Annotated in this window: 17 protein-coding genes; 6 read left to right on the top strand and 11 right to left on the bottom strand. The window is 67.4% G+C overall.

All coding sequences use genetic code 11. The features are described 5' to 3' along the window. Nucleotides 1–71 precede the first annotated feature (71 nt). The 3 genes from hemW to rph form a co-directional block, all read right to left on the bottom strand. The gene (gene hemW, locus IEX50_RS15800) at nt 72–1,199 is read right to left on the bottom strand and encodes a radical SAM family heme chaperone HemW (RefSeq protein ID WP_221237659.1); all 1,128 of its coding nucleotides are present in this window, start codon (nt 1,197–1,199) and stop codon (nt 72–74) included. A 137-nt stretch (nt 1,200–1,336) separates the two neighbouring features. Further along, on the bottom strand, nt 1,337–1,975 hold the full coding sequence (gene rdgB / locus IEX50_RS15795) for an RdgB/HAM1 family non-canonical purine NTP pyrophosphatase (RefSeq protein ID WP_157177722.1): 639 nt from the start codon (nt 1,973–1,975) through the stop codon (nt 1,337–1,339). Continuing rightward, entirely contained in the window at nt 1,972–2,688 is a 717-nt protein-coding gene (gene rph / locus IEX50_RS15790) for a ribonuclease PH (RefSeq protein ID WP_157177723.1), read from the bottom strand. Before rph ends, rdgB begins: the two co-directional genes overlap by 4 nt. Before the next feature lie 94 nt (nt 2,689–2,782). Here rph and IEX50_RS15785 point away from each other — a divergent pair, with 94 nt between their 5' ends. Continuing rightward, the gene (locus IEX50_RS15785) at nt 2,783–2,977 is read left to right on the top strand and encodes a hypothetical protein (RefSeq protein ID WP_157177724.1); all 195 of its coding nucleotides are present in this window, start codon (nt 2,783–2,785) and stop codon (nt 2,975–2,977) included. A gap of 11 nt (nt 2,978–2,988) precedes the next feature. Here the strand turns inward: IEX50_RS15785 and IEX50_RS15780 are convergent, their stop codons facing one another. Then, nucleotides 2,989–4,083, bottom strand: a complete 1,095-nt coding sequence (locus tag IEX50_RS15780) for a glycosyltransferase family 2 protein (protein ID WP_157177725.1) — start codon at nt 4,081–4,083, stop codon at nt 2,989–2,991. Between the two features lie 294 nt (nt 4,084–4,377). Between IEX50_RS15780 and hrcA the strand changes: the two genes are divergently transcribed. Then, nucleotides 4,378–5,421, top strand: coding sequence for a heat-inducible transcriptional repressor HrcA (gene hrcA / locus IEX50_RS15775; protein WP_157177726.1), 1,044 nt, complete (start codon nt 4,378–4,380; stop codon nt 5,419–5,421). Nucleotides 5,422–5,426: 5 nt separating this feature from the next. Next, nucleotides 5,427–5,978 (top strand): nucleotide exchange factor GrpE, encoded by a 552-nt coding sequence (grpE, locus tag IEX50_RS15770; RefSeq protein ID WP_157177795.1) that lies wholly within the window; start codon nt 5,427–5,429, stop codon nt 5,976–5,978. Between the two features lie 264 nt (nt 5,979–6,242). Here grpE and IEX50_RS15765 read toward each other — a convergent pair whose 3' ends face one another. The 4 genes from IEX50_RS15765 to IEX50_RS15750 form a co-directional block, all read right to left on the bottom strand. After that, nucleotides 6,243–6,650, bottom strand: a complete 408-nt coding sequence (locus IEX50_RS15765; RefSeq protein ID WP_157177727.1) for a hypothetical protein — start codon at nt 6,648–6,650, stop codon at nt 6,243–6,245. Between the two features lie 662 nt (nt 6,651–7,312). Continuing rightward, entirely contained in the window at nt 7,313–7,504 is a 192-nt protein-coding gene (locus IEX50_RS15760) for a hypothetical protein (protein ID WP_184075332.1), read from the bottom strand. 160 nt (nt 7,505–7,664) lie between these two features. Beyond that, complete coding sequence (locus IEX50_RS15755; protein WP_157177728.1) at nt 7,665–8,117, bottom strand: vgr related protein; 453 nt, start codon at nt 8,115–8,117, stop codon at nt 7,665–7,667. Nucleotides 8,118–8,288: 171 nt separating this feature from the next. Further along, nucleotides 8,289–8,729 (bottom strand): copper chaperone PCu(A)C, encoded by a 441-nt coding sequence (locus tag IEX50_RS15750; RefSeq protein WP_157177729.1) that lies wholly within the window; start codon nt 8,727–8,729, stop codon nt 8,289–8,291. Between the two features lie 269 nt (nt 8,730–8,998). Here IEX50_RS15750 and dnaK point away from each other — a divergent pair, with 269 nt between their 5' ends. Both dnaK and dnaJ read left to right on the top strand, forming a co-directional pair. Continuing rightward, nucleotides 8,999–10,912 (top strand): molecular chaperone DnaK, encoded by a 1,914-nt coding sequence (gene dnaK, locus IEX50_RS15745; RefSeq protein WP_157177730.1) that lies wholly within the window; start codon nt 8,999–9,001, stop codon nt 10,910–10,912. Between the two features lie 133 nt (nt 10,913–11,045). Next, nucleotides 11,046–12,170 (top strand): molecular chaperone DnaJ, encoded by a 1,125-nt coding sequence (gene dnaJ, locus IEX50_RS15740; protein ID WP_157177731.1) that lies wholly within the window; start codon nt 11,046–11,048, stop codon nt 12,168–12,170. Nucleotides 12,171–12,948: 778 nt separating this feature from the next. On the opposite strand, the gene purB is transcribed toward dnaJ, so the two are convergent. Further along, nucleotides 12,949–14,253, bottom strand: coding sequence for an adenylosuccinate lyase (gene purB, locus IEX50_RS15735; protein ID WP_157177732.1), 1,305 nt, complete (start codon nt 14,251–14,253; stop codon nt 12,949–12,951). A gap of 203 nt (nt 14,254–14,456) precedes the next feature. On the opposite strand from purB, the gene IEX50_RS15730 reads away from it, so the two are divergent. Further along, nucleotides 14,457–15,455 carry an SDR family oxidoreductase gene (locus IEX50_RS15730; RefSeq protein ID WP_157177733.1) on the top strand — a complete coding sequence of 333 codons (999 nt, stop codon included), beginning with the start codon at nt 14,457–14,459 and terminating at the stop codon, nt 15,453–15,455. Nucleotides 15,456–15,725: 270 nt separating this feature from the next. Here the strand turns inward: IEX50_RS15730 and IEX50_RS15725 are convergent, their stop codons facing one another. Together IEX50_RS15725 and IEX50_RS15720 are read right to left on the bottom strand one after the other, a co-directional pair. Next, nucleotides 15,726–18,212 (bottom strand): PhoX family protein, encoded by a 2,487-nt coding sequence (locus IEX50_RS15725; protein ID WP_157177734.1) that lies wholly within the window; start codon nt 18,210–18,212, stop codon nt 15,726–15,728. Between the two features lie 100 nt (nt 18,213–18,312). Continuing rightward, a complete protein-coding gene (locus tag IEX50_RS15720) occupies nt 18,313–19,098 on the bottom strand; it encodes a hypothetical protein (protein ID WP_157177735.1) in 786 nt (261 codons plus the stop codon). Between the last annotated feature and the right edge of the window lies 1 nt (nt 19,099).

The raw sequence follows: 19,099 nt of genomic DNA, 5'->3' as shown, positions 1-19,099 counted from the left end.
CCCGGCGCGGGCCGGGGCCTGGACGCAACCGGTTCACCTAGGCCCCGGCCTTCGCCGGGGAACTTTCGCGGTCAGGTGGTGATGACGAGGTCGGCCAGGACTGCGTTCAGGAGGAGCATACCGGCGGGTGTTACGCGGATGCGTTGTCCCTCGCGGGTCAGCATCCCTAGTTCGGTAAGGCGGCGTTCGGCCCGAGGGTCGATCAGGTTTGCGATGCCGGTGCGGCGCGACAGATGCGCGAGGTCGACGCCTTCGTCGAGGCGGAGGCCCATGAGGAGGGCTTCGGTGGCGCGTTCGCGGGGGGCGAGGGGGTCTTCGACCTGGATGCCGTGGCCGGTGGCGGCGACGCGTTTGAGCCAGTTTTCGGGTTTCTTGTGGCGAACGGTGGCGGCACCAAGCCGGCGGCCGTGCGCGCCGGGGCCGATGCCGAGATAGTCCTGGTAGCGCCAGTAGGCGAGGTTATGGCGGCTCTGCTGGCCGGGTTTTGCGTGGTTCGAGACCTCGTAGGCGGGGAGGCCGGCGGCAGCGGTGCGGGCGCGGGTGGCCTCGAACAGGTCGGCGGCGCGGTCGGGGTCGAGCTCGATCAGGCTGCCCTTGAGCGCGTCGGTGGCGAAGCGCGTGCCGTCCTCGATCGTGAGCTGGTAGAGCGAGAGGTGGCCGGTGCCGAGCGCGATGGCTTGTTGCAGTTCGCGGTCCCACGCCTCGGGCGACTGGTCGGGGCGGGCGTAGATCAGGTCGAACGTGACGCGGTCGAACACGCTTTGCGCGACGGCGAGCGCGCCCAGCCCTTCGCGGACGTCGTGGGCGCGTTCGAGGAAGCGGAGCGCGCTGTCGTCGAGGGCTTGCAGGCCGAGCGAGACGCGGTTGACGCCGGCCGCGGCGATGTCCGCGAAGCGCGCGGCCTCGACCGAGGAGGGGTTGGCCTCCAGCGTGATCTCGATATCCGGCGCGAAGCCCCAGTGGCGTTCGGCCGCGGTCAGGAGTGCGGCGACGGTTTCGGGGGGCATGAGCGAGGGAGTGCCGCCGCCGAAGAAGATGGATTGCAGCTTGCGGCCGGGGGTGAGCGCGGCTTCATGGGCTAGGTCTGAGAGGAGCGCGGTGCGCCAGGCGGCCTGGTCGACGCTGTCGCGGACGTGGCTGTTGAAGTCGCAGTACGGGCATTTGGAGACGCAGAACGGCCAGTGGATGTAGAGGGCCAACTGCTCCCCCTCCTCAAGGGAGGGGGTTGGGGGGTGGGTAGTACGGGTGTGGATTATCGGCTGCGCTTTGTCTGCGCCCGGGTCACCCACCCCCGGCCCCTCCCTTGAAAGGGAGGGGGGAAGGAGGACGTCGTCGTTCAAAACACCGCTGCGGTGAGGAGGTTGAAAGCGGCGGCGCGGTGGCTGATGGCGTGTTTGGCGTCCGGGTCGATCTCGCCGTAGGTTTCGGTGGCGCCTAGGGGGAGAAACATGGCGTCGTAGCCGAAGCCGTGTTCGCCGCGCGGGGGCCAGACGAGGGTGCCGTCGGCGCGGCCTTCGAAGGTTTCGATGTGGCCGTCGGGCCAGCAGAGCGACAGCGCGCAGACGAAGTGGGCGTCGCGGCCGGCGTCGGGGCCGGTGGCGAGGATCGCGTCGTGGACCTTTTCCATCGCGACGGCGAAGTCCTTCGACGGGCCGGCCCAGCGTGCGGAGAATATGCCGGGATCGCCGCCGAGCGCCTCAACGCACAGGCCGCTGTCGTCGGCGAGCGCCGGGAGGCCGGACAGGTCGGCGGCGGCGCGGGCCTTCAGTTCGGCATTGGCGGCGAAGGTGGTGCCGGTTTCCTCCGGTTCGGGCAGGTCGAGTTCGGCCGCGGAGACGGTTTCGATGCCGTAGGGGCGCAGCAGGTCGCCGATCTCGCGCACCTTGCCCTGATTGTGGCTGGCGATGACGAGCCGGCCGGGGCCGAGCTTGCGGTGCGGGACGGGCGGGGCCGCGTCGTCCGAAAGCGCGATCATCGGCCGGTGGCCTTGCGCTGGGCGGCGAAGATGTCTGTGCAGCCGATGCGGGCGAGGCGGAGCAGACGGAGCAGTTCCTCCTCGTCGAAGGTGGCGCCTTCCGCGGTCGCCTGGACCTCGGCGATCTTGCCGTCGCCGATCAGGACGAAGTTGGCGTCGGCATGCGCGTTCGAGTCCTCGATATAGTCGAGGTCGAGAACCGGCGTGCCTTCGTGGATGCCGGCCGAGACGGCGGCGACCTGCGACTTGATCGGATCGGCGGTGAGCTTTCCGTCGGCGAGGAGCTTGTCGACCGCGAGGCGGAGTGCCACCCAGGCGCCGGAGATCGCCGCTGTGCGGGTGCCGCCGTCGGCCTGCAACACGTCGCAGTCGAGCGTGAACTGGCGTTCGCCGAGCACGTCCATGTCGACGACGGTGCGGAGCGAGCGGCCGATGAGGCGCTGGATTTCCTGCGTACGGCCGGACTGCTTGCCCTTGGCGGCCTCGCGGTTGCCGCGGGTGTGGGTGGCGCGGGGGAGCATGCCATATTCGGCGGTGACCCAGCCCTTGCCCTTGCCGCGCAGCCAGGGCGGGAGCCGTTCTTCGAGCGAGGCGGTGACGAGCACGCGCGTGTCGCCGAAGCCGATCAGGCAGGACCCCTCGGCATGGGCGGAATAGCCGGTTTCGATGGTGATCGCCCGCATCTGGTCAGGGGCTCGGCCGGAGGGGCGCATATCGTCTTGTCCTGTCGCTGTGATCCGCGCGATGTAGCGGCGCGACGGGATTGCCGCCAGCCCCGGCGGCCGCGTGGGTTACGGAGATGATGCGATGAAGACGGCGTGGCGGATCGTGGGGGTGGCGGCGGTGCTGATCGGGGCGCTTTGGATCCTGCAGGGGCTGGGCGTGGTGCGGTGGCCGGCGTCGAGCTTCATGCTGGACGCGCGGCCGTGGGCGGTGCGCGGGGCGGTGATGATGGCGATGGGCTGTGTGGCGTTGTGGATGGGGGCGCGGGCGCGGGGATAGCGTGCGCCCGTCTAACCGAAGAGGAGCGGCGCGACGGTTTCCGGATCGAGCCGGATGCCGTCGAGCGGGCCGTGGCGCGGTTCCCGGTCGTTCGCGGAGTATGCTGTCTGAAGCGGTCCGAGCCGCGTCACCTCAACCTCAATGGGTTCTGCCGATACGGGCAGGGCGGTGCACCGATATTTCCGCGATGGTACGCCGAGCAGATGGCGCAGGACCATCGGAACCGCACCGGGGTGGCGCGTGGCGAGAAGATGCCGTGCGAACGCCGCGAGATGACCGCGCTTCAGCCGCGCGAGCGCGCGCAGCAGCCGGATGAAATCCTCCGCCACGCCGAGCGGCGGCACGGACGCCTTGTCGCGGACATAATGATACGCATAGGCGCGATAGGCGATGAATTCGCGGTCCAGATCGTCGAGCACAATGGCGGACGACATCGTTTCCTGTTCGCCCTGCCGCCACTGCGCCAGCGCGCGGTTCACGATCAGGACGGGCGCGAAATCGTAAAGGCGGGCGTTCCAGCAGGATTCGGCCATCGTCGGCATCCCGTCGACCATTTCGAACAGGATGCCGGCCTCGATCGCGCTGCGATGGACGCATTGGGCGGTGGGGATCGCCTCGCCAACATCCTGCAACATGTAGGCGGCGGCGGCGGCCTGCGATTGCGGGATGGAGGCGAACAACGGACGGTTGCCGGGGCGGAACGGCGTCACGAGATTGTTGCCGATATAGCGGTCGACGCCGCAGCGCAGCAGCCGGGCCTCCGGACAGGCACGGGCGCCGGCCATCAGCGTCGTCACGCAATCGCGTTCCAGCACGTCGTCGTCGTGGAGCAGTTTCAGCCACTCGCCCGGTGCGCCGCGCAGCGCGCGGTTGGTGTTCGCGACGAAGCCCGCCTCGCCAGCGCTGCGCATGATGCGCAGCCGCCGGTCGCCGCCGAAATGCGCTTCGAGCAGACGGGTGGACGGGTTGGGGGCCGGCTCGTCATCACTGACGACCACGGTGATGTTCGGGTAATCCTGGTCCAGCGCACTGGCGACGGCCCTGATCAGGGTCGCGGGCCGCCGGTAGGTCGGGATGCAGATACTAACCGCGGGATAGATCGACATAGAGGTAGCACTCTCCCGGGCGTGTTCTGGTTTGGCGGCCCCGCGGGACAGCATCTGTCAGCGTTGCGCCTGTTCCCGCGGTTTGTTTACCATGTCTCTTACGTGCGGCTTTTGCAGGTGGTCGGTTTGCGGACTGGTGACCCGTGTCCGGGCGCGGAGGTTCGGCGGACAGGATTTCGCTCCGTCGGAATACCGTGTCGGATCACGCGTCTGCCGAGGGACGTGGGCGCTGGCCGTAGTGCGTCGGCCGTCCGAGGGTTTGGTGCCGCCGCGGTTTGTGATTACATGGGGACCATGAACGGGACACCCATCACCGAATTGTCGGCGCGGGCGCGCGAGGTTTTCCGAGTGGTGGTGGAGTCGTACCTTGGCACCGGAGCGCCGGTCGGGTCGCGGACGATTTCGAAGCTAGCTTCGCTGAACCTGTCGCCGGCGTCGATCCGCAACGTGATGCAGGATCTGGAGGAGGCGGGGCTGCTGGCGGCACCGCACACCAGCGCGGGGCGGATGCCGACCGAGAGCGGGCTTCGGCTGTTCGTCGACGGGATGATGCAGGCGGCACTGCCTTCGGCAGAGGAGCAGGCCGCGATCGAAGGACGCGCACGTGGCGGCGGCACGATCGAGGAAGCGCTGGTCGCGACGTCGATGGCGTTGTCCGGGCTGTCGGCCTGTGCGGGGATCGTGCTGGTGCCGCGGCGGGAGCCGGTGTTGCGGCAATTTTCGTTCGTGCCGCTGAACGCGATGCAGGCGATCGCGGTGCTGGTGGGCACGGACGGGACAGTCGAGAACCGGGTCGTCGACCTGCCGCCCGGCATGCCGCCGTCCGCCCTGGTTGAGGCGGGGAACTACATGTCGACGCGGCTGGCCGGGCTCAATCTGTCCGAGGCTCGCGGGCGGATGGACGAGGAGATCGGGCGCGGGCGCGCGGCGCTGGACCTGGCCTCGGCGGACCTGGTGGCGCGCGGGCTGGCGGTGTGGTCCGAGGACGGCGCGGCGCGGCCAGTGCTGATCGTGCGGGGTGCGGCGAACCTGATCGATGCCACCGCGTCGGCGGATCTGGAGCGGGTGCGGCAGCTGCTCGACGAGATCGAGGGCAAGGAGGAGATCGCCCGGCTGCTCGACATGGCGCGCGGCGCGCAGGGGATGAAGATCTTCATCGGATCGGAGAACAAGCTGTTCTCGCTGTCTGGCTCGTCGGTGATCGCCGCGCCCTATCGCGGAGGCGACGGCCAAGTGGTCGGCGTAGTGGGGGTGATCGGGCCAACTCGGTTGAACTATGCGCGGGTGGTCCCCATGGTGGATTTCACGGCTCAAGCACTGACGAGATTGATGGCATGATCGATATGACGAACGACGACACGAACACCGAGGACCTGCGCGCCGAGACGGCGGGCGATGCGCCGGAACTGGCGGAGCATGACCGGTATGCCGCGCTGGAAGAGGAAGTGGCGCGGTTGAAGAACGAGGTGCTGTACGCACAGGCCGATACGCAGAATGTCCGCCGCCGGCTGGAAAAGGACAAGGCGGATGCGACCGCCTATGCCGCGACGAGCTTTGCGCGCGACATGCTGTCGGTTGCGGACAATATGAGCCGTGCGCTGTCGGTGATCCCCGACGAGATGCGCGGCGACGAGCGGCTGAAGGGCTTGCTGGTCGGCATCGAGGCGACCGGTCGCGAGCTGGAGTCGGTGCTGAAGCGCCACGGCGTGGTGAAGATCGAGTCGATGGGCGAGAAGCTGGACCCGAACAAGCATCAGGCGATGATCGAGATGCCGTCGGACAAGGCGCCGGGCACGGTGATCCAGGAGATGCAGGCGGGCTACATGCTGCGCGACCGGTTGCTGCGGCCGGCGATGGTGGGGGTTGCTCGGGCGCCGGATGGGGCTGCCGGGTAATTTTTTGAGGCTGCGGGCCGGGGCGTCAGTTTGACGTCCCGGCTTTCGTATCCTGGCGGATCCCGGGATCCAGCTTGGTCACTGGCGACGGGCTTCAATTTTTAGCTTACTCAGCCACCGTAGCTGTCCCCGCGTCCGCGGGGACGCGATTGGCGTAGTAAGTGCGCAATTCGATCGATGCGGCGAGCGGTGACGGGACGTGCGATGCTTCCGGAACTGCACCCATCGGTTGGGCTTGGGGAGGTTCCACGACCTCGTTCGGACTCAGCCCTGCAACGCTGGCGTCAGGCGGCGGTGGAAAGTGGCGAGGTGGCGGATCGCGAGGGTCGCGGTGGCGCGGGGGACGAGGAGCGCAAGCGCGGCGGTGGCGGCGGCGGGGTTTTCCGGGACCAGCGCGGCGATGCCGAGCAGGACGGCTTCGTCTTCCTCCACGCGGGCGTGGCAGGGGCGCGGGAACGCGATCGGGGCGGCGTCGGCGCTGTCGAGCAGCGTCATCGCGGCGTGGAGCGCGTCGGTGGCGCCGACACGGGCCGATTCGGGCAGGCGGGCGGCGGCATTGGCGGCACGGTCGCGGCCGAGCGTGGCGGCGAGCGCCCAGTTGCGCATCGCGTCGAGCAGGACACGGTCGGCGGTCGGCAGCGCGGCGACAGGACGGTCGAGATAGGCGTACATGGCGCTCCGGACGGGTCAGTTGCAAATGATTGTCATTCCTAGCTTACTGACATCGTGTGTCAAGATGCGAATGATTGTCATTCCGAACTTCGTGGGGCTTGGGGGTAGGTGCGGATGGCGTGGGGCGGCTGGATCGGCGGGAGGTGGCGTGCGGCTTTGCCGTTGGCGATGCCCGGCAGAACTCGGGGCCGTTTCTCGCGGTCACCTTCGGGTGGACGTGGGCCGTCTCGGCTGCTCGACGGGTCCCTCGATTGCGCTCGGGATGGACGGGTGGGTTTAAGGCGGCAGGCTGGAAAGCAGCGCGGTTGACCCGACGGCACGGGACTTCGTCTCGTATCACGCCGTGGAGTGCGTGGTGCGGGGTTCTCGACAGGCTCGAACCAAACGGAGGTGGTGCGGCGCGAACGGCTTCGGCTTGAGTTCCGGTAGCGGTTCAGCCTGCACCAAGTTTTGCGCGTTCCCCAGCGCAGGCCGGGGCCTAGACGCAATCGCTTCACCTAGGCCCCGGCCTGCGCCGGGGAACACAAGGCGTTTCGAAGGGGACGGGCGGTGTTGGGCTGGGCGAGGGCGGTTTGGCGTAAGCGGAAGGCGCGATGTTCCACGCATACGAAAAAGGGCGCGGACCTTAGCCCGCGCCCTTTTCTGTTCGCACGGTCGGCCGGTTAGGCGGCGACAGGTTCGAAGTGGCCGCACCAGTCGGAGGCCTCGACCTTGGGCCAGATGCCGGCGGCTTCGCCGCTCGGCTGGCTGATCGGCGGGTTGTAGCGGCAGAGGCCGAGGTCGGCGGACGCTTCGGCGTTGTCGAAGAACTTGCACTTGGCGCAGGCGGCGGCTCCGGCGGTGGTGATGACCATGATGTTTCTCCGTGACTGGGATCGTCTTGCTGATGAAATCCTCTACGCCGCGAAAAGTTGCTTGTGAAGTCAAACTATTCAATGCGATTCATTCTCACAGATACTGATAATGGATCGCATTATCTCGGGTAACGATAATCATTTGCAAGTAAGCCGAAGATCAGCCGTGAAACGGAAGCAGGCTGTCATATTGCGCGAGCGGCGGGGCGCCCGGGACGGTGCGGCCCTGACGCAGCAGCCAGGCGTGGCGGACGATTTCGGCCTGTTGCTCCAGTCCGTAGCGCGCGAGCGGCCAGCCGGGGGTGAGGCGGTAATGGTAGCGGCAGAAGGGGTGGCGGGCGAGCGGCAGCCAGATGCCGCGCTGATGCTGCCAGACATGGGTCATTTCGTGGACGAACAGCCCGCGCAAGCCGAGTGGAGCGAGCGTGTAGTCGTCCGCGTAGAGGTCGCCCTGCGGGTGGAGCCAGATATGGCCGTCGGGCGACATGGCGACGTTGCGCGGCTGGAAGGGAAACCACTTGGCGCGGTTGATGGTGACCGGGGCGGTGTCGATCGTGGCGCCGAAGATGGTGCGGACGAGGTCCGTTTCGTTCGGGGTGAGGGGGCGGCGCATTTCATCGGTGTAAACGCTGCCTTTGCGTTTGGGGAGAGGTTGCCCCCACCCCAACCCAGTTCCAATTCCTCGCGGGTGAAACAGGCCCCCGGCCTGTTTCAGGGATTGCCAGGGGCAATCCCGACCCGCCAGGAATTGAAACTCCTGAAGGAGATGGGCTTCAGAAGGGGATCAGTAGGGCGCGTCGTCGCCGGCGGCGATGGTCCGGGCTTCGGTGGTGAGGGTGGTGCCGGACCGGAAGCGCAGCGTGAGCGGGACGGGGGTACCGGGCGTGACGTTCTGCGACAGGCCGAACAGCATGACGTGGTTCCCGGCCGGGGAGAAGGCCACGACCCCATCGGCCGGTATGTCGACGTCTTCCAGCGGGGTCATGGTGGCCATGCCGGCGTGCATGCCGGACGCGTGCAGTTCGGCGCGGGCGGCACCCGTGGCGGTGATACCGACCAGCCGGTCCGGCAGGCCGCCGCCGGACACCCTGAAGTAGGCCGCGGCGGGACGGCCGGGGACCGCGGGGAGGCGGACATAGGCGTCGTCCACCGTCACCGAGCGCGCCTGGCACGCCGACAGCAGGACGGGCAGCAGCGCGGCGAAGAGGATCGGATGGCGGCGCATGGCGGTTCTTTCCGGGTGGCGGCGACGGGGGTTCGCCGCGTGCCGATGGCGACATCTGTGGTCGGCGCCGGGCAACGCGCAAGCCGGAAAAGGGGTCCGCCGACAAATCGTCCCATGCTTGAAGGGCAGCGCCACCCCCCTATATCCCGGATCACACTGGTTTGGTCCGCGGTTTGCACCGCGGTTTCGACCGGAGTTTCGAGCAGGGTCGCCGACCGGGAACGGGCGCGACCCGGCCGGTTCATTTTCGAGGGGCAGAAGAGAGCATTATGGCAAAAGTCATCGGGATCGATCTGGGTACCACCAACAGCTGCGTCGCCGTGATGGAAGGCGGCAAGCCGAAGGTCATCGAGAATTCGGAAGGCGCGCGCACCACGCCGTCGATCGTCGCATTCGCCAAGGACGGCGAGCGGCTGATCGGCCAGCCGGCCAAGCGCCAGGCGGTCACCAACCCCGACAACACGATTTTCGCCGTGAAGCGCCTGATCGGCCGCCGGTTCGACGACCCGGTGACCAAGAAGGACACCGAGCTGGTCCCGTACCACATCGTCAAGGGCACCAACGGCGATGCATGGGTCAAGGCCGGCACGGAAGAGTATAGCCCGTCGCAGATCAGCGCGTTCACGCTGCAGAAGATGAAGGAGACCGCCGAGTCCTATCTGGGCGAGACGGTGACGCAGGCGGTGATCACCGTGCCGGCGTACTTCAACGACGCGCAGCGCCAGGCGACCAAGGATGCAGGCCGCATCGCGGGCCTGGAAGTGCTGCGCATCATCAACGAGCCGACGGCGGCGGCGCTGGCGTACGGCCTCGAGAAGAACGACGGCAAGACGATCGCGGTCTACGATCTGGGCGGCGGCACGTTCGACATCTCCGTGCTGGAAATCGGCGACGGCGTGTTCGAGGTGAAGGCCACCAACGGCGACACGTTCCTGGGCGGTGAGGATTTCGACAGCAAGGTCGTCGAATATCTGGCGGAGGAATTCAAGAAGGCCGAAGGCATCGACCTGACCAAGGATCGGCTGGCCCTGCAGCGCCTGAAGGAAGCGGCCGAGAAGGCGAAGATCGAACTGTCGTCCACCGCGACGACCGAGGTCAACCTGCCGTTCATCACCGCCGATGCGACGGGCCCGAAGCATCTGGTCAAGACGATCACGCGCTCCGACCTGGAGCGGCTCGTCGACGGGCTGGTGAAGCGCACGATCGAGCCGCTCCGCAAGGCGCTGGCCGATGCGGGCCTGAAGCCGGACGACATCGACGAGGTCGTGATGGTCGGCGGCATGACGCGCATGCCGAAGGTGCGCGAGGCCGTGAAGGCGTTCTTCGGCGGGAAGGAGCCGCATGTCGGCGTGAACCCGGACGAAGTCGTGGCGATGGGTGCCGCGATCCAGGCCGGCGTGCTGCAGGGTGACGTCAAGGACGTGCTGCTGCTCGACGTGACGCCGCTGTCGCTGGGCATCGAGACGCTGGGTGGCGTGTTCACGCGCATGATCGACCGCAACACGACGATCCCGACGAAGAAGTCGCAGACCTATTCGACGGCGGACGACAACCAGAACGCGGTCACCATCCGGGTCTTCCAGGGTGAGCGCGAGATGGCGGCGGACAACAAGATGCTCGGCCAGTTCGACCTGGTCGGCATCCCGCCAGCACCGCGCGGCGTGCCGCAGATCGAGGTCACGTTCGACATCGACGCCAACGGCATCGTGAACGTGAGCGCCAAGGATCGCGGCACCGGCAAGGAGCAGCAGATCAAGATCCAGGCTTCGGGCGGTCTGAGCGATGGCGACATCGACCAGATGGTGAAGGATGCCGAGCAGTTCGCCGAGGACGACAAGAAGCGTCGTGCGGCGGCCGAGGCGAAGAACAACGCCGAGGGGCTGATCCATTCGACGGAGCAGCAGCTGCGCGAGCATGGCGACAAGATCGACGCCGGGCTGAAGTCCGAGATCGAGGCGGCAGTAGCCAAGGCCAAGACTGCGGTCGAAGGCGGCGATGCCGACGCGATGTCGACCGAGGCGCAGGCTCTGGCGCAGGTCGCCATGAAGATGGGTCAGGCGATCTACGAGAAGGACCAGGCCGCGGCCGCATCGCCCGGTGGCGAAGGCGGCGCGGAGACGGCGGCGAAGGACGACGATGTCGTCGACGCCGAATTCTCCGAGGTGGACGACAAGAAGGCGTAAGCGCCGACCGGCCGTGGTGCCCTCGTCCCATCATGGGGCGGGGGCGCCCCTGGTCACAACGAGATCCCGGTGTTCGCCGGGGTGACGGACGTCGGGTCATTCTAACCCGCTTGCCTGCTGCCGAGTAAACGCCATGCCCGATACCGAATATTACGAGCTGCTGGAGGTCGACCGGACCGCCGACAACAAGACGATCAAGACGTCTTACCGGCGACTGGCGATGATCTGCCACCCGGACAAGAACCCGGGTTGCGCCAAGAGCGAGGCGAAGTTCAAGGCGATTTCCGAGGCCTATGACTGCCTGAAGGACCCGCAGAAGCGCGCGGCGTACGACCGGTTCGGCAAGGCGGCGTTCCAGAATGGCGGGCCGGGTGCCGGTGGGCAGGATTTCGGCGGCGGTGGCTTCTCCGACATCTTCGAGAATATCTTCGGCGAATTTATGGGCGGTGGCCAGGGGCGCGGCGGGCAGCGCCAGCACAGCCGCGGCGCCGACCTGCGCTACGACATGGAGATCGCGTTCGAGGACGCGTATCACGGCAAGGACGCGTCGGTCACGATCGAGGTCGCGACGTTGTGCGAACCCTGCGACGGGACGGGCGCGAAGCCCGGCACGAAGGCGCGCGGTTGCCCGACCTGCGCCGGCCACGGCAAGGTGCGCGCACAGCAGGGCTTCTTCGTGGTGGAGCGGGTGTGCCCAACCTGCCACGGCGCGGGCCAGGTGATCGAAGCGCCGTGCGAGCATTGCCGCGGCGAGGGCCGGGTCGACAAGCAGAAGACGATCTCCGTCAAGATCCCGCCGGGGGTGGACGAGGGTACGCGCATCCGCCTGACCGGCGAGGGCGAGGCCGGATCGCGCGGGTCGCCGCCGGGCGACCTGTACATCTTCATCCATCTGGCGCGGCATGCGTTGTTCCAGCGCGAGGGCAATACGCTGTTCGCGCGGTGCCCGATCTCTTTCACGACCGCGGCGTTGGGCGGGACGATCACGGTGCCGGGGCTCGACAAGGTCGCGCACGAGATTCGCATTCCGGCGGGCATCCAGTCGGGCAAGCAGATCAAGCAGCGCGCGGCGGGGATGCCGGTGCTGAACGGCCGCGGGTTCGGCGACATGGTCGTCGAGATCGAGGTCGAGACGCCGACTAAGCTGACGTCGAAGCAGAAGGAATTGCTGGAGCAGTTCCGTGCGACCGAGACGGGGGCGGAGTCTCCCGCGAGCGACGGGTTCTTCGGGAAGATCAAGCATATCTTCGGGGAGTGAGTTGGGGCTGAAGGTCGGGTTGGGCTGAACTAGTAGCCCGGCCTGCATCCCGGCTTGTCTTCGAAACTACTTCGGTGCTCCGATCTCGTGCTGCCCCGTTTGGTTCGAGCCTGTCGAGAACTCAGCGCTGAGTTCTTGACAGGCTCGAACCAAACGGGGTGGGGTGTTGGGGCGTGGGGTGCCGAAGTTTTCTTCGCCTGCGACCGGCGCGAGATTCCGGCTTTCGCCATGATGACGCTTCTTGGTGGATGTCTCCACTTGAGAACCTTGCTCTCTGGTCCTGCTATTGGTCGCTGCGGTTCCGATGCTCTCGGCTCAGGTCCGCATAAGTTGGATTGCGACGACCGAATTAGTGTCTTCAACTCGGACCGACTTCACATACAAAAAAGCGCCGCGGAAGCGGCGCTCTTGGGTGGGTTGCCCCGGTGAGTGCGTCTGCGCTTTAGAGCGAGACGACGACTGCGACGGCGAGGGCCTGTGCGGCGATCGCGAGGACGGCGGTCGTGGCGGTTTCGAGGTAGGTCATGTCATGCTCCTTGGCCGCGGCGGGATGTCGCAGCCGACGCTCTCTAGCGTCTGGGTAGACATATGGGATTATTGTCGGCCCGCGCAATTTTAATGCGTGGGTGTGCGGTTGTGTTTCTTGCACTTGTTAGGTTGTTGTGGCTGCATGAGCTGGTCTGCTCGAGGAGCGCGGCATTGCGGACGAGAAGAGGTGACCTCTCCCAACCCTCTCCCGGAAGTGGGAGAGGGCTTTTCCAGGCCGCGTGCGGCGAGGTCAGGCTTCGCCGAACACGCGCGTGAAGATCGTGTCGACGTGGCGGAGGTGGTAGGCGAGGTCGAAGCGGCTTTCGATCTCCTCGGGCGTGAGCGCGGCGGTGACCTGCGGGTCGGCGAGGAGCAGCTCCTTGAGCGACAGTTCGCCGTCCGATTCCCAGACCTTCATCGCGTTGCGCTGGACCAGAGTGTAGGCGTCCTCGCGGCTGACGCCGGCCTGGGTGAGCGCGAGCAGGACGCGTTGCGAGTGGACGAGGCCGCCCATGCGATCGAGGTTCTTCTGCATGCGGGCGGGGTAGACGACGAGCTTGTCGATAACGCCGGTGAGGCGGGCGAGCGCGAAGTCGAGCGTGATGGTGGCGTCGGGGCCGATATAGCGCTCGACCGACGAGTGGCTGATGTCGCGTTCGTGCCAGAGCGCGACGTTCTCGAGCGCGGGGGTGACGTAGCCGCGGACCATGCGGGCGAGGCCCGTCAGGTTCTCGGTCAACACCGGGTTGCGCTTGTGCGGCATGGCCGACGAACCCTTCTGGCCGGGGGAGAAATACTCCTCCGCCTCCAGAACCTCGGTGCGCTGGAGATGGCGGATCTCGGTCGCGAGCCGTTCGATCGAGGAGGCGATGACGCCAAGCGTCGCGAAATACATGGCGTGGCGATCGCGCGGGATGACCTGTGTCGAGATTGGTTCGACGGTGAGGCCGAGCTTTTCCGCGACGTAGGATTCGACGAACGGATCGATGTTGGCGAAGGTGCCGACCGCGCCGGAGATTGCGCAGGTCGCGATCTCGGCCCGGGCCGCGACGAGCCGCGCGCGGCAGCGGGCGAACTCGGCATAAGCGAGCGCCAGTTTCAGGCCGAAGGTGACCGGTTCGGCGTGGATGCCGTGGCTGCGCCCGATCGTGGGAGTGAGCTTGTGTTCGAACGCGCGCGTCTTGAGCGCGGCGAGCAGCGCATCGAGGTCGGCGAGCAGGATGTCGCTGGCGCGCGCGAGCTGGACCGACAGGCAGGTGTCGAGCACGTCGGACGAGGTCATGCCCTGATGCATGAAGCGCGCCTCCGGCCCGACATGTTCGGCGACGTTGGTGAGGAAGGCGATGACGTCGTGCTTGGTCTCGCGCTCGATCTCGTCGATGCGGTCGACCTCGAACGCGCCCTTGGCCCAGATCGCAGCGGCGGCCTCGCGCGGCACGACGCCGAGTTCGGCGAGTGCATCGGTGGCGTGCGCCTCGATTTCGAACCAGATGCGGAAACGCTGTTCCGGGGTCCAGATGGCGACCATGTCGGGGCGCGAATAGCGGGGGATCATGTGCGGCGGTCCTGGCTGATGATGTCTGGCGGGCGGGTAGCAGAGGCGGGCGGGGGCGTCCACGTGGGGGCATGGTTCTTGATGTGGGTAAATCAAGGGCGTTAGCTTTGATCTTCGATAGATTTTGATGCGGCGGTGCAGCGGAACGCAAGTCCGTGGCGGGTGTTCTACAGTAAACGACCAAATGTCGACAGGAATTCAGTATGACCGATACAGACGCAAGCCGCCGTAATTTCGTGACCGGTGCCGGCGTGGTGGCTGCCGCCGCTGCGGTCGCACCCGTGCTGGCGCAGGCCCAGACGCCGAAGCCGGTCGAGGCCGCGACGACACCGGCCGCCGCCGCCTATCCCAAGCCGCCGTTCCAGGCGCAGTCGCAGCCGTGGCCGGGCCTCGCGTCCAAGATGAACCCGCGGCCGGACCACGGCGAGCAGAGCTACAAGGGTTCGGGTCGGCTGGCCGGCAAGCGCGCGCTGATCACCGGTGGCGACAGCGGCATTGGGCGGGCGGCGGCAATCGCCTATGCGCGCGAGGGCGCGGATGTCGCGATCAACTATCTGCCCGCCGAGGAGCCGGATGCACGCGAAGTGGTGGCGCTGATCCGGGCGGCCGGGCGCAAGGCGGTCGCGATCCCGGGCGATCTGCGCGACGAGGCGTTCTGCCAGAAGCTGGTGGCGCGTGCGGCGCAGGAGCTGGGCGGGCTCGACATCCTGGTGAACAATGCGGCGCGGCAGCAGACGAAGCCGGCGATCGGCGACATCAGCAGCGCCGATTTCGACGCGACGATGAAAACCAACGTGTATGCGCCGTTCTGGTTGACCAAGGCGGCGGTCGCGCGGATGGGCGCGGGCGGCGTGATCGTAAACACGTCGTCGGAGCAGGCGGGTGATCCGTCGGCGGATCTGGTCGATTATGCGCTGACGCGGGCCGCGGTGCTGAACTTCACCAAGTCGATGGCCAAGCAGCTGGCGCCGAAGGGCATCCGCGTGAACGCGGTGGCACCGGGCCCGTTCTGGACCCCGCTGCAGGTCAGCGGCGGGGCGACGATGGAGAAGCTGCAGAGCTTCGGCAGCACGGCGCCGCTGGCGCGGCCGGGGCAGCCGGCAGAGATCGCTGGGCTGTATGTGGCGGCGGCCGATCCGTTGTTGAGCTATTCTACGGGCCAGATCTTCGGCTCGACGGGCGGAAACGGGCAGCCTGCCTGATTTCGCTTGAGTGCTGAGGTTTTGTGCGGGGGTGCACGGTGTGCGCTCCCGCTTCTTTGTGTCTGGTTTGGTCTCGGGATGGTCGAGGGGATGGTGCTTCGACCGTTTCCCGGCGGAGGCCGGGGCCTGGACGCTGCCGTTTCACCTGAGCTCCGGTCTGCGCCGGGGAACTGAGGTTCTAGGTAGGCACCTATGGCTTGGCTCCTCCAGCCTAAGCCCCCCACCCCGGCCCTCCCCCCGGTGGGGGGAGGGAGAAGTGTCGGTCTGCGTTTACAGGCCGACCAGGCCGCCGTCGTTCTTGGTAATGACGATGGTGGCCGAGCGCGGGCGCGAGGTGCCCGTCGTGCCGGCCTGCGAGGCGGGCCAGGCGCTGGTGGGGGCGGCGCCGGTGCCGCCTTCGCCGGGATGCTGGATGTTGACGAACAGCGCGCGGCCGTCGGGCGTGCTGTCGACGCCGGTGATCTCGCATTCCTTCGGGCCGACCAGGAAGCGACGGAGCGAACCGCCGGGTGCCTTGCCGACGAAGGTAGACTGGCTGCGCGTGCCGGTGTCGGTGGCGGCGAGGTTGACGATGGTGCGCGCGGCACCGTCGCCGACCGTGCCGGGGAGCGCGGCGAGCATCATGCAGTTCGTCTGATCGGTGAAGGCGCCGTCGTCGGTCTGGATCCAGAGGAGCGGATTGACCTGGCCGGTCGGGTTGGTGCTGCGCGAGAACCACAGGCCGTCCGGGCTGGACAGGTCGTTGGTGGCGTCGAGGCCCGACAGGTTGATGTTGGTGGGGTTGAGATCCGAACCCGCGCCGAACACGTAGATGTCCCAGCGGAACGAGGTGGCTTCCGACGTGTCGCCGTCCTCGCGCAGGCGGATGATGTGGCCGTTGGGGTTACCGCGCTGAGCGGCCGTGCCCTTCGGATCGTTATAGTAGCGCGGGTTGGCGGCGTCGGTGTTGGCGAGCGTGCGCGAGCTGTTGTTGGTCAGCGTCAGGTACATCTCGCCCGTCGCCGGGTTGACCGCGGTCCATTCGGGACGGTCCATCTTGGTCGCGCCAAGCGAGTCACCGGCGAGGCGGACGTTGGCGAGGACGTCGGCCTGATCCGCGAAGGGATAGGTCGCGTTCGACGCGTTCAGGCCGTTCTCGTTGAAGCGCAGCGGGAGCCAGACGCCTGCGCCGGTCGCGTCAAAGCGCGCGACGTAGAGCGTGCCGGAGTCGAGATACTTGTCACCGATCGCCAGGCGGTCGGTCGCGGTCGCATCGGCGGCCGCCCAGGGGGTGTTCGACACGAACTTGTAGAGATATTCGTTCTGCGCATCGTCGCCCATGTAGAAGGCGAGCTTGCGGCCGGCGACCGGAACCGACGGCCAGCAACCCTCATGGTTCATGCGGCCGAGCGCGGTGCGCTTCCGCGGCACGGAGGTCGGCAGGTAGGGATCGATTTCGACGACCCAGCCGAACTGATTGGCTTCGTTGCGGAAATCGCCCGTGCCGTCGGCGGCGGTGCCGGCCTGGACGTTGATGTTCCAGCGCGAATAGAGCGTGCTGCTGCTGTCCGACGGGGTCACGGTGCTCCAGCGGTTGTTACCGGTGCGGTTGGTGGTGACGGTGATGCCGTAGCGGTTCAGCGAGGTGACGTCCTTGGCCGTGCGGGCCGCGTTGTCGGTGGTGTCGCGGCGGAAATAGCCGGCCCAATTCTCTTCGCACGTCGTGTAGGTGTTCCACGGCATCAGGCCGTTGGCGCAGTTGTTGATCGTGCCGCGACCCATCGTGCCGTCGGTCGAATAGCGCGTGCGGATCAGCGCGGAGCCGCGCAGCGGACCGTTGAACTGCATCGGCGTGTTCGGCGTGATGCGACGGTTGAGCGTGGAGTTCTGGACATAGCTCCAGCCGCCGGTGGCACCGCGCGTGACCTCGATCACGCTGACGCCGTGGCATTCGATTTCCTTCAGCGCTTCGGCTTCAGGACGGGCGTTGTTGACCAGAGTCTGGCCGGTCGGGTGCAGATAGGCGGCGCTGATGTTCTCGTGGTTCATGACCAGCAGGCCGCGCGCGCTGTTCGCGGCGTCGGGCGTGCTGGCGCCGGTCAGCAGGCCGAAATAGGACATGCCGTCATGATGATCGCCGGCGCGGGCGGAGAAGGTGCTGTCCGTGCCGTCATTGGCATAGGCGCCGGTCGCCGCGTTGATCGGATCGCCGAGACGATAAAGCACGGTGACGGTGTAACCGGCCGGGACGGCGACGACATCGGCGAGCGATTTCGGGACGGCAGTGAAATCGAGCGTGGCAGGCGCGACGGTGATCGTGCTGTCCGCGGTGGCGGTCGCGCCGAAATTGTCGGTCGCGGTCATGCGGAACACCAGAGGCGTCGCGGTGGCGACGGCCGGCGCGATGAAGCTGGCGTTGAGCGTGCCGGCGTTGGTGAGCGTGACCGTGGGCCCCGAAACCTGCGTCCAGACGGTGCCGGCGATGCTGCCGCCGGCGTCGGTGGCGGTGGCGGTCATGCTGACCAGCTTGCCCGACGTGGTGGCCGCGTTCTGGCCAGCGGTGACCGTCGGGGGCGTGTTATCCTCCGCATCCGAACCACAGCCGCTGAGCAACGTGGTTCCGAACGCCGCGAGCGTCATGGCGGAGACGCCGCCGACCATGGTCTGGCGCCGCGAATAACGCTGGTCGACGATGGCGCCGAGCGTGGGGCCATCGGAGCGGTTCGTGTCGATATCGCCATCGGTGTAGGCGTCGTCGAACGACAGAAGATCATGCATGTTTCAGGCCCCCGGAGATTTGTTCCGACGTTGCCTAAAGTTCATATGCGGCGGTGCCGTGCGATTCTGTTTACCGTTTCGTTACAATCGTAACGATCCGTCAGCCTTCGCCGCCGTTGAACGAAATGCGGATCCGGACCCAGGAGCCGACGAGCGTCTTGCCGCCGACGCGCGGCGGGCGGACGCGGAATTGCCACGCGGCCTGGCGGATCGCGCCGCCGAGGCCGAGGCCAGGGGGGGACTGCCCCAGTTCCTGGCATTGGTCGACGCGGAAGCCGGGCAGCGTGTGGCAGGCGATTTCGGCCCATGCCCCCTCCGGCGCGCCGCGCGGCAGGTAGAAGGCCAATTCGGCATGCGTGGGTTCGCGCACCCATTCGGCCTTGTAGAGCGGTTCGCCGCCGGGACCGGTGCCGGCACCCTGGCTGGACCCGCGGCCGGTGCCCGAGCCGGCAATGCCGCTGCCCCCGCCGCCGGGCGCGGGTGGGCCCTGGCGCGGCATGGCGGCGATGTCGGCGGCGGCAAAGTCCTCGCGGGTAAGCGGGATGATGTCGAGTGGCGGGGCGGGCGTGGGGATCGTCGTGGGGGCGATCAGCGGCGGGGCCGACGGCGTCTTGCGGACGACCGGCGCTGTCGGCTGGCGATCGGGTGCGCCGCCGCCGGCGGGCGCGGCCTTTACCGGGGTGCGCGTGGGTTCTGGATCCGGAGCGAGATCGAACATCATCGGCGGGCGCGAGACGGGGGGCGGCGGCGGGGTTGAGAAGATCGCGAGCCGCAGGAACATGAAGATGATGAGCGCGGGGATCGCGCAGGCCAGCACCAGCGCCACCGCACGTCGCCGCCGCGAGATGAGGTGCAGCGACGCGAAGGGGGATTGCGCCGAGGCCATG

It is taken from the genome of Sphingomonas prati (assembly GCF_014643515.1).
Taxonomy (GTDB): domain Bacteria; phylum Pseudomonadota; class Alphaproteobacteria; order Sphingomonadales; family Sphingomonadaceae; genus Sphingomonas_R; species Sphingomonas_R prati.
Note: the sequence above shows the minus strand (reverse complement) of the source record. Positions and strands in the feature narration are given on the sequence as shown.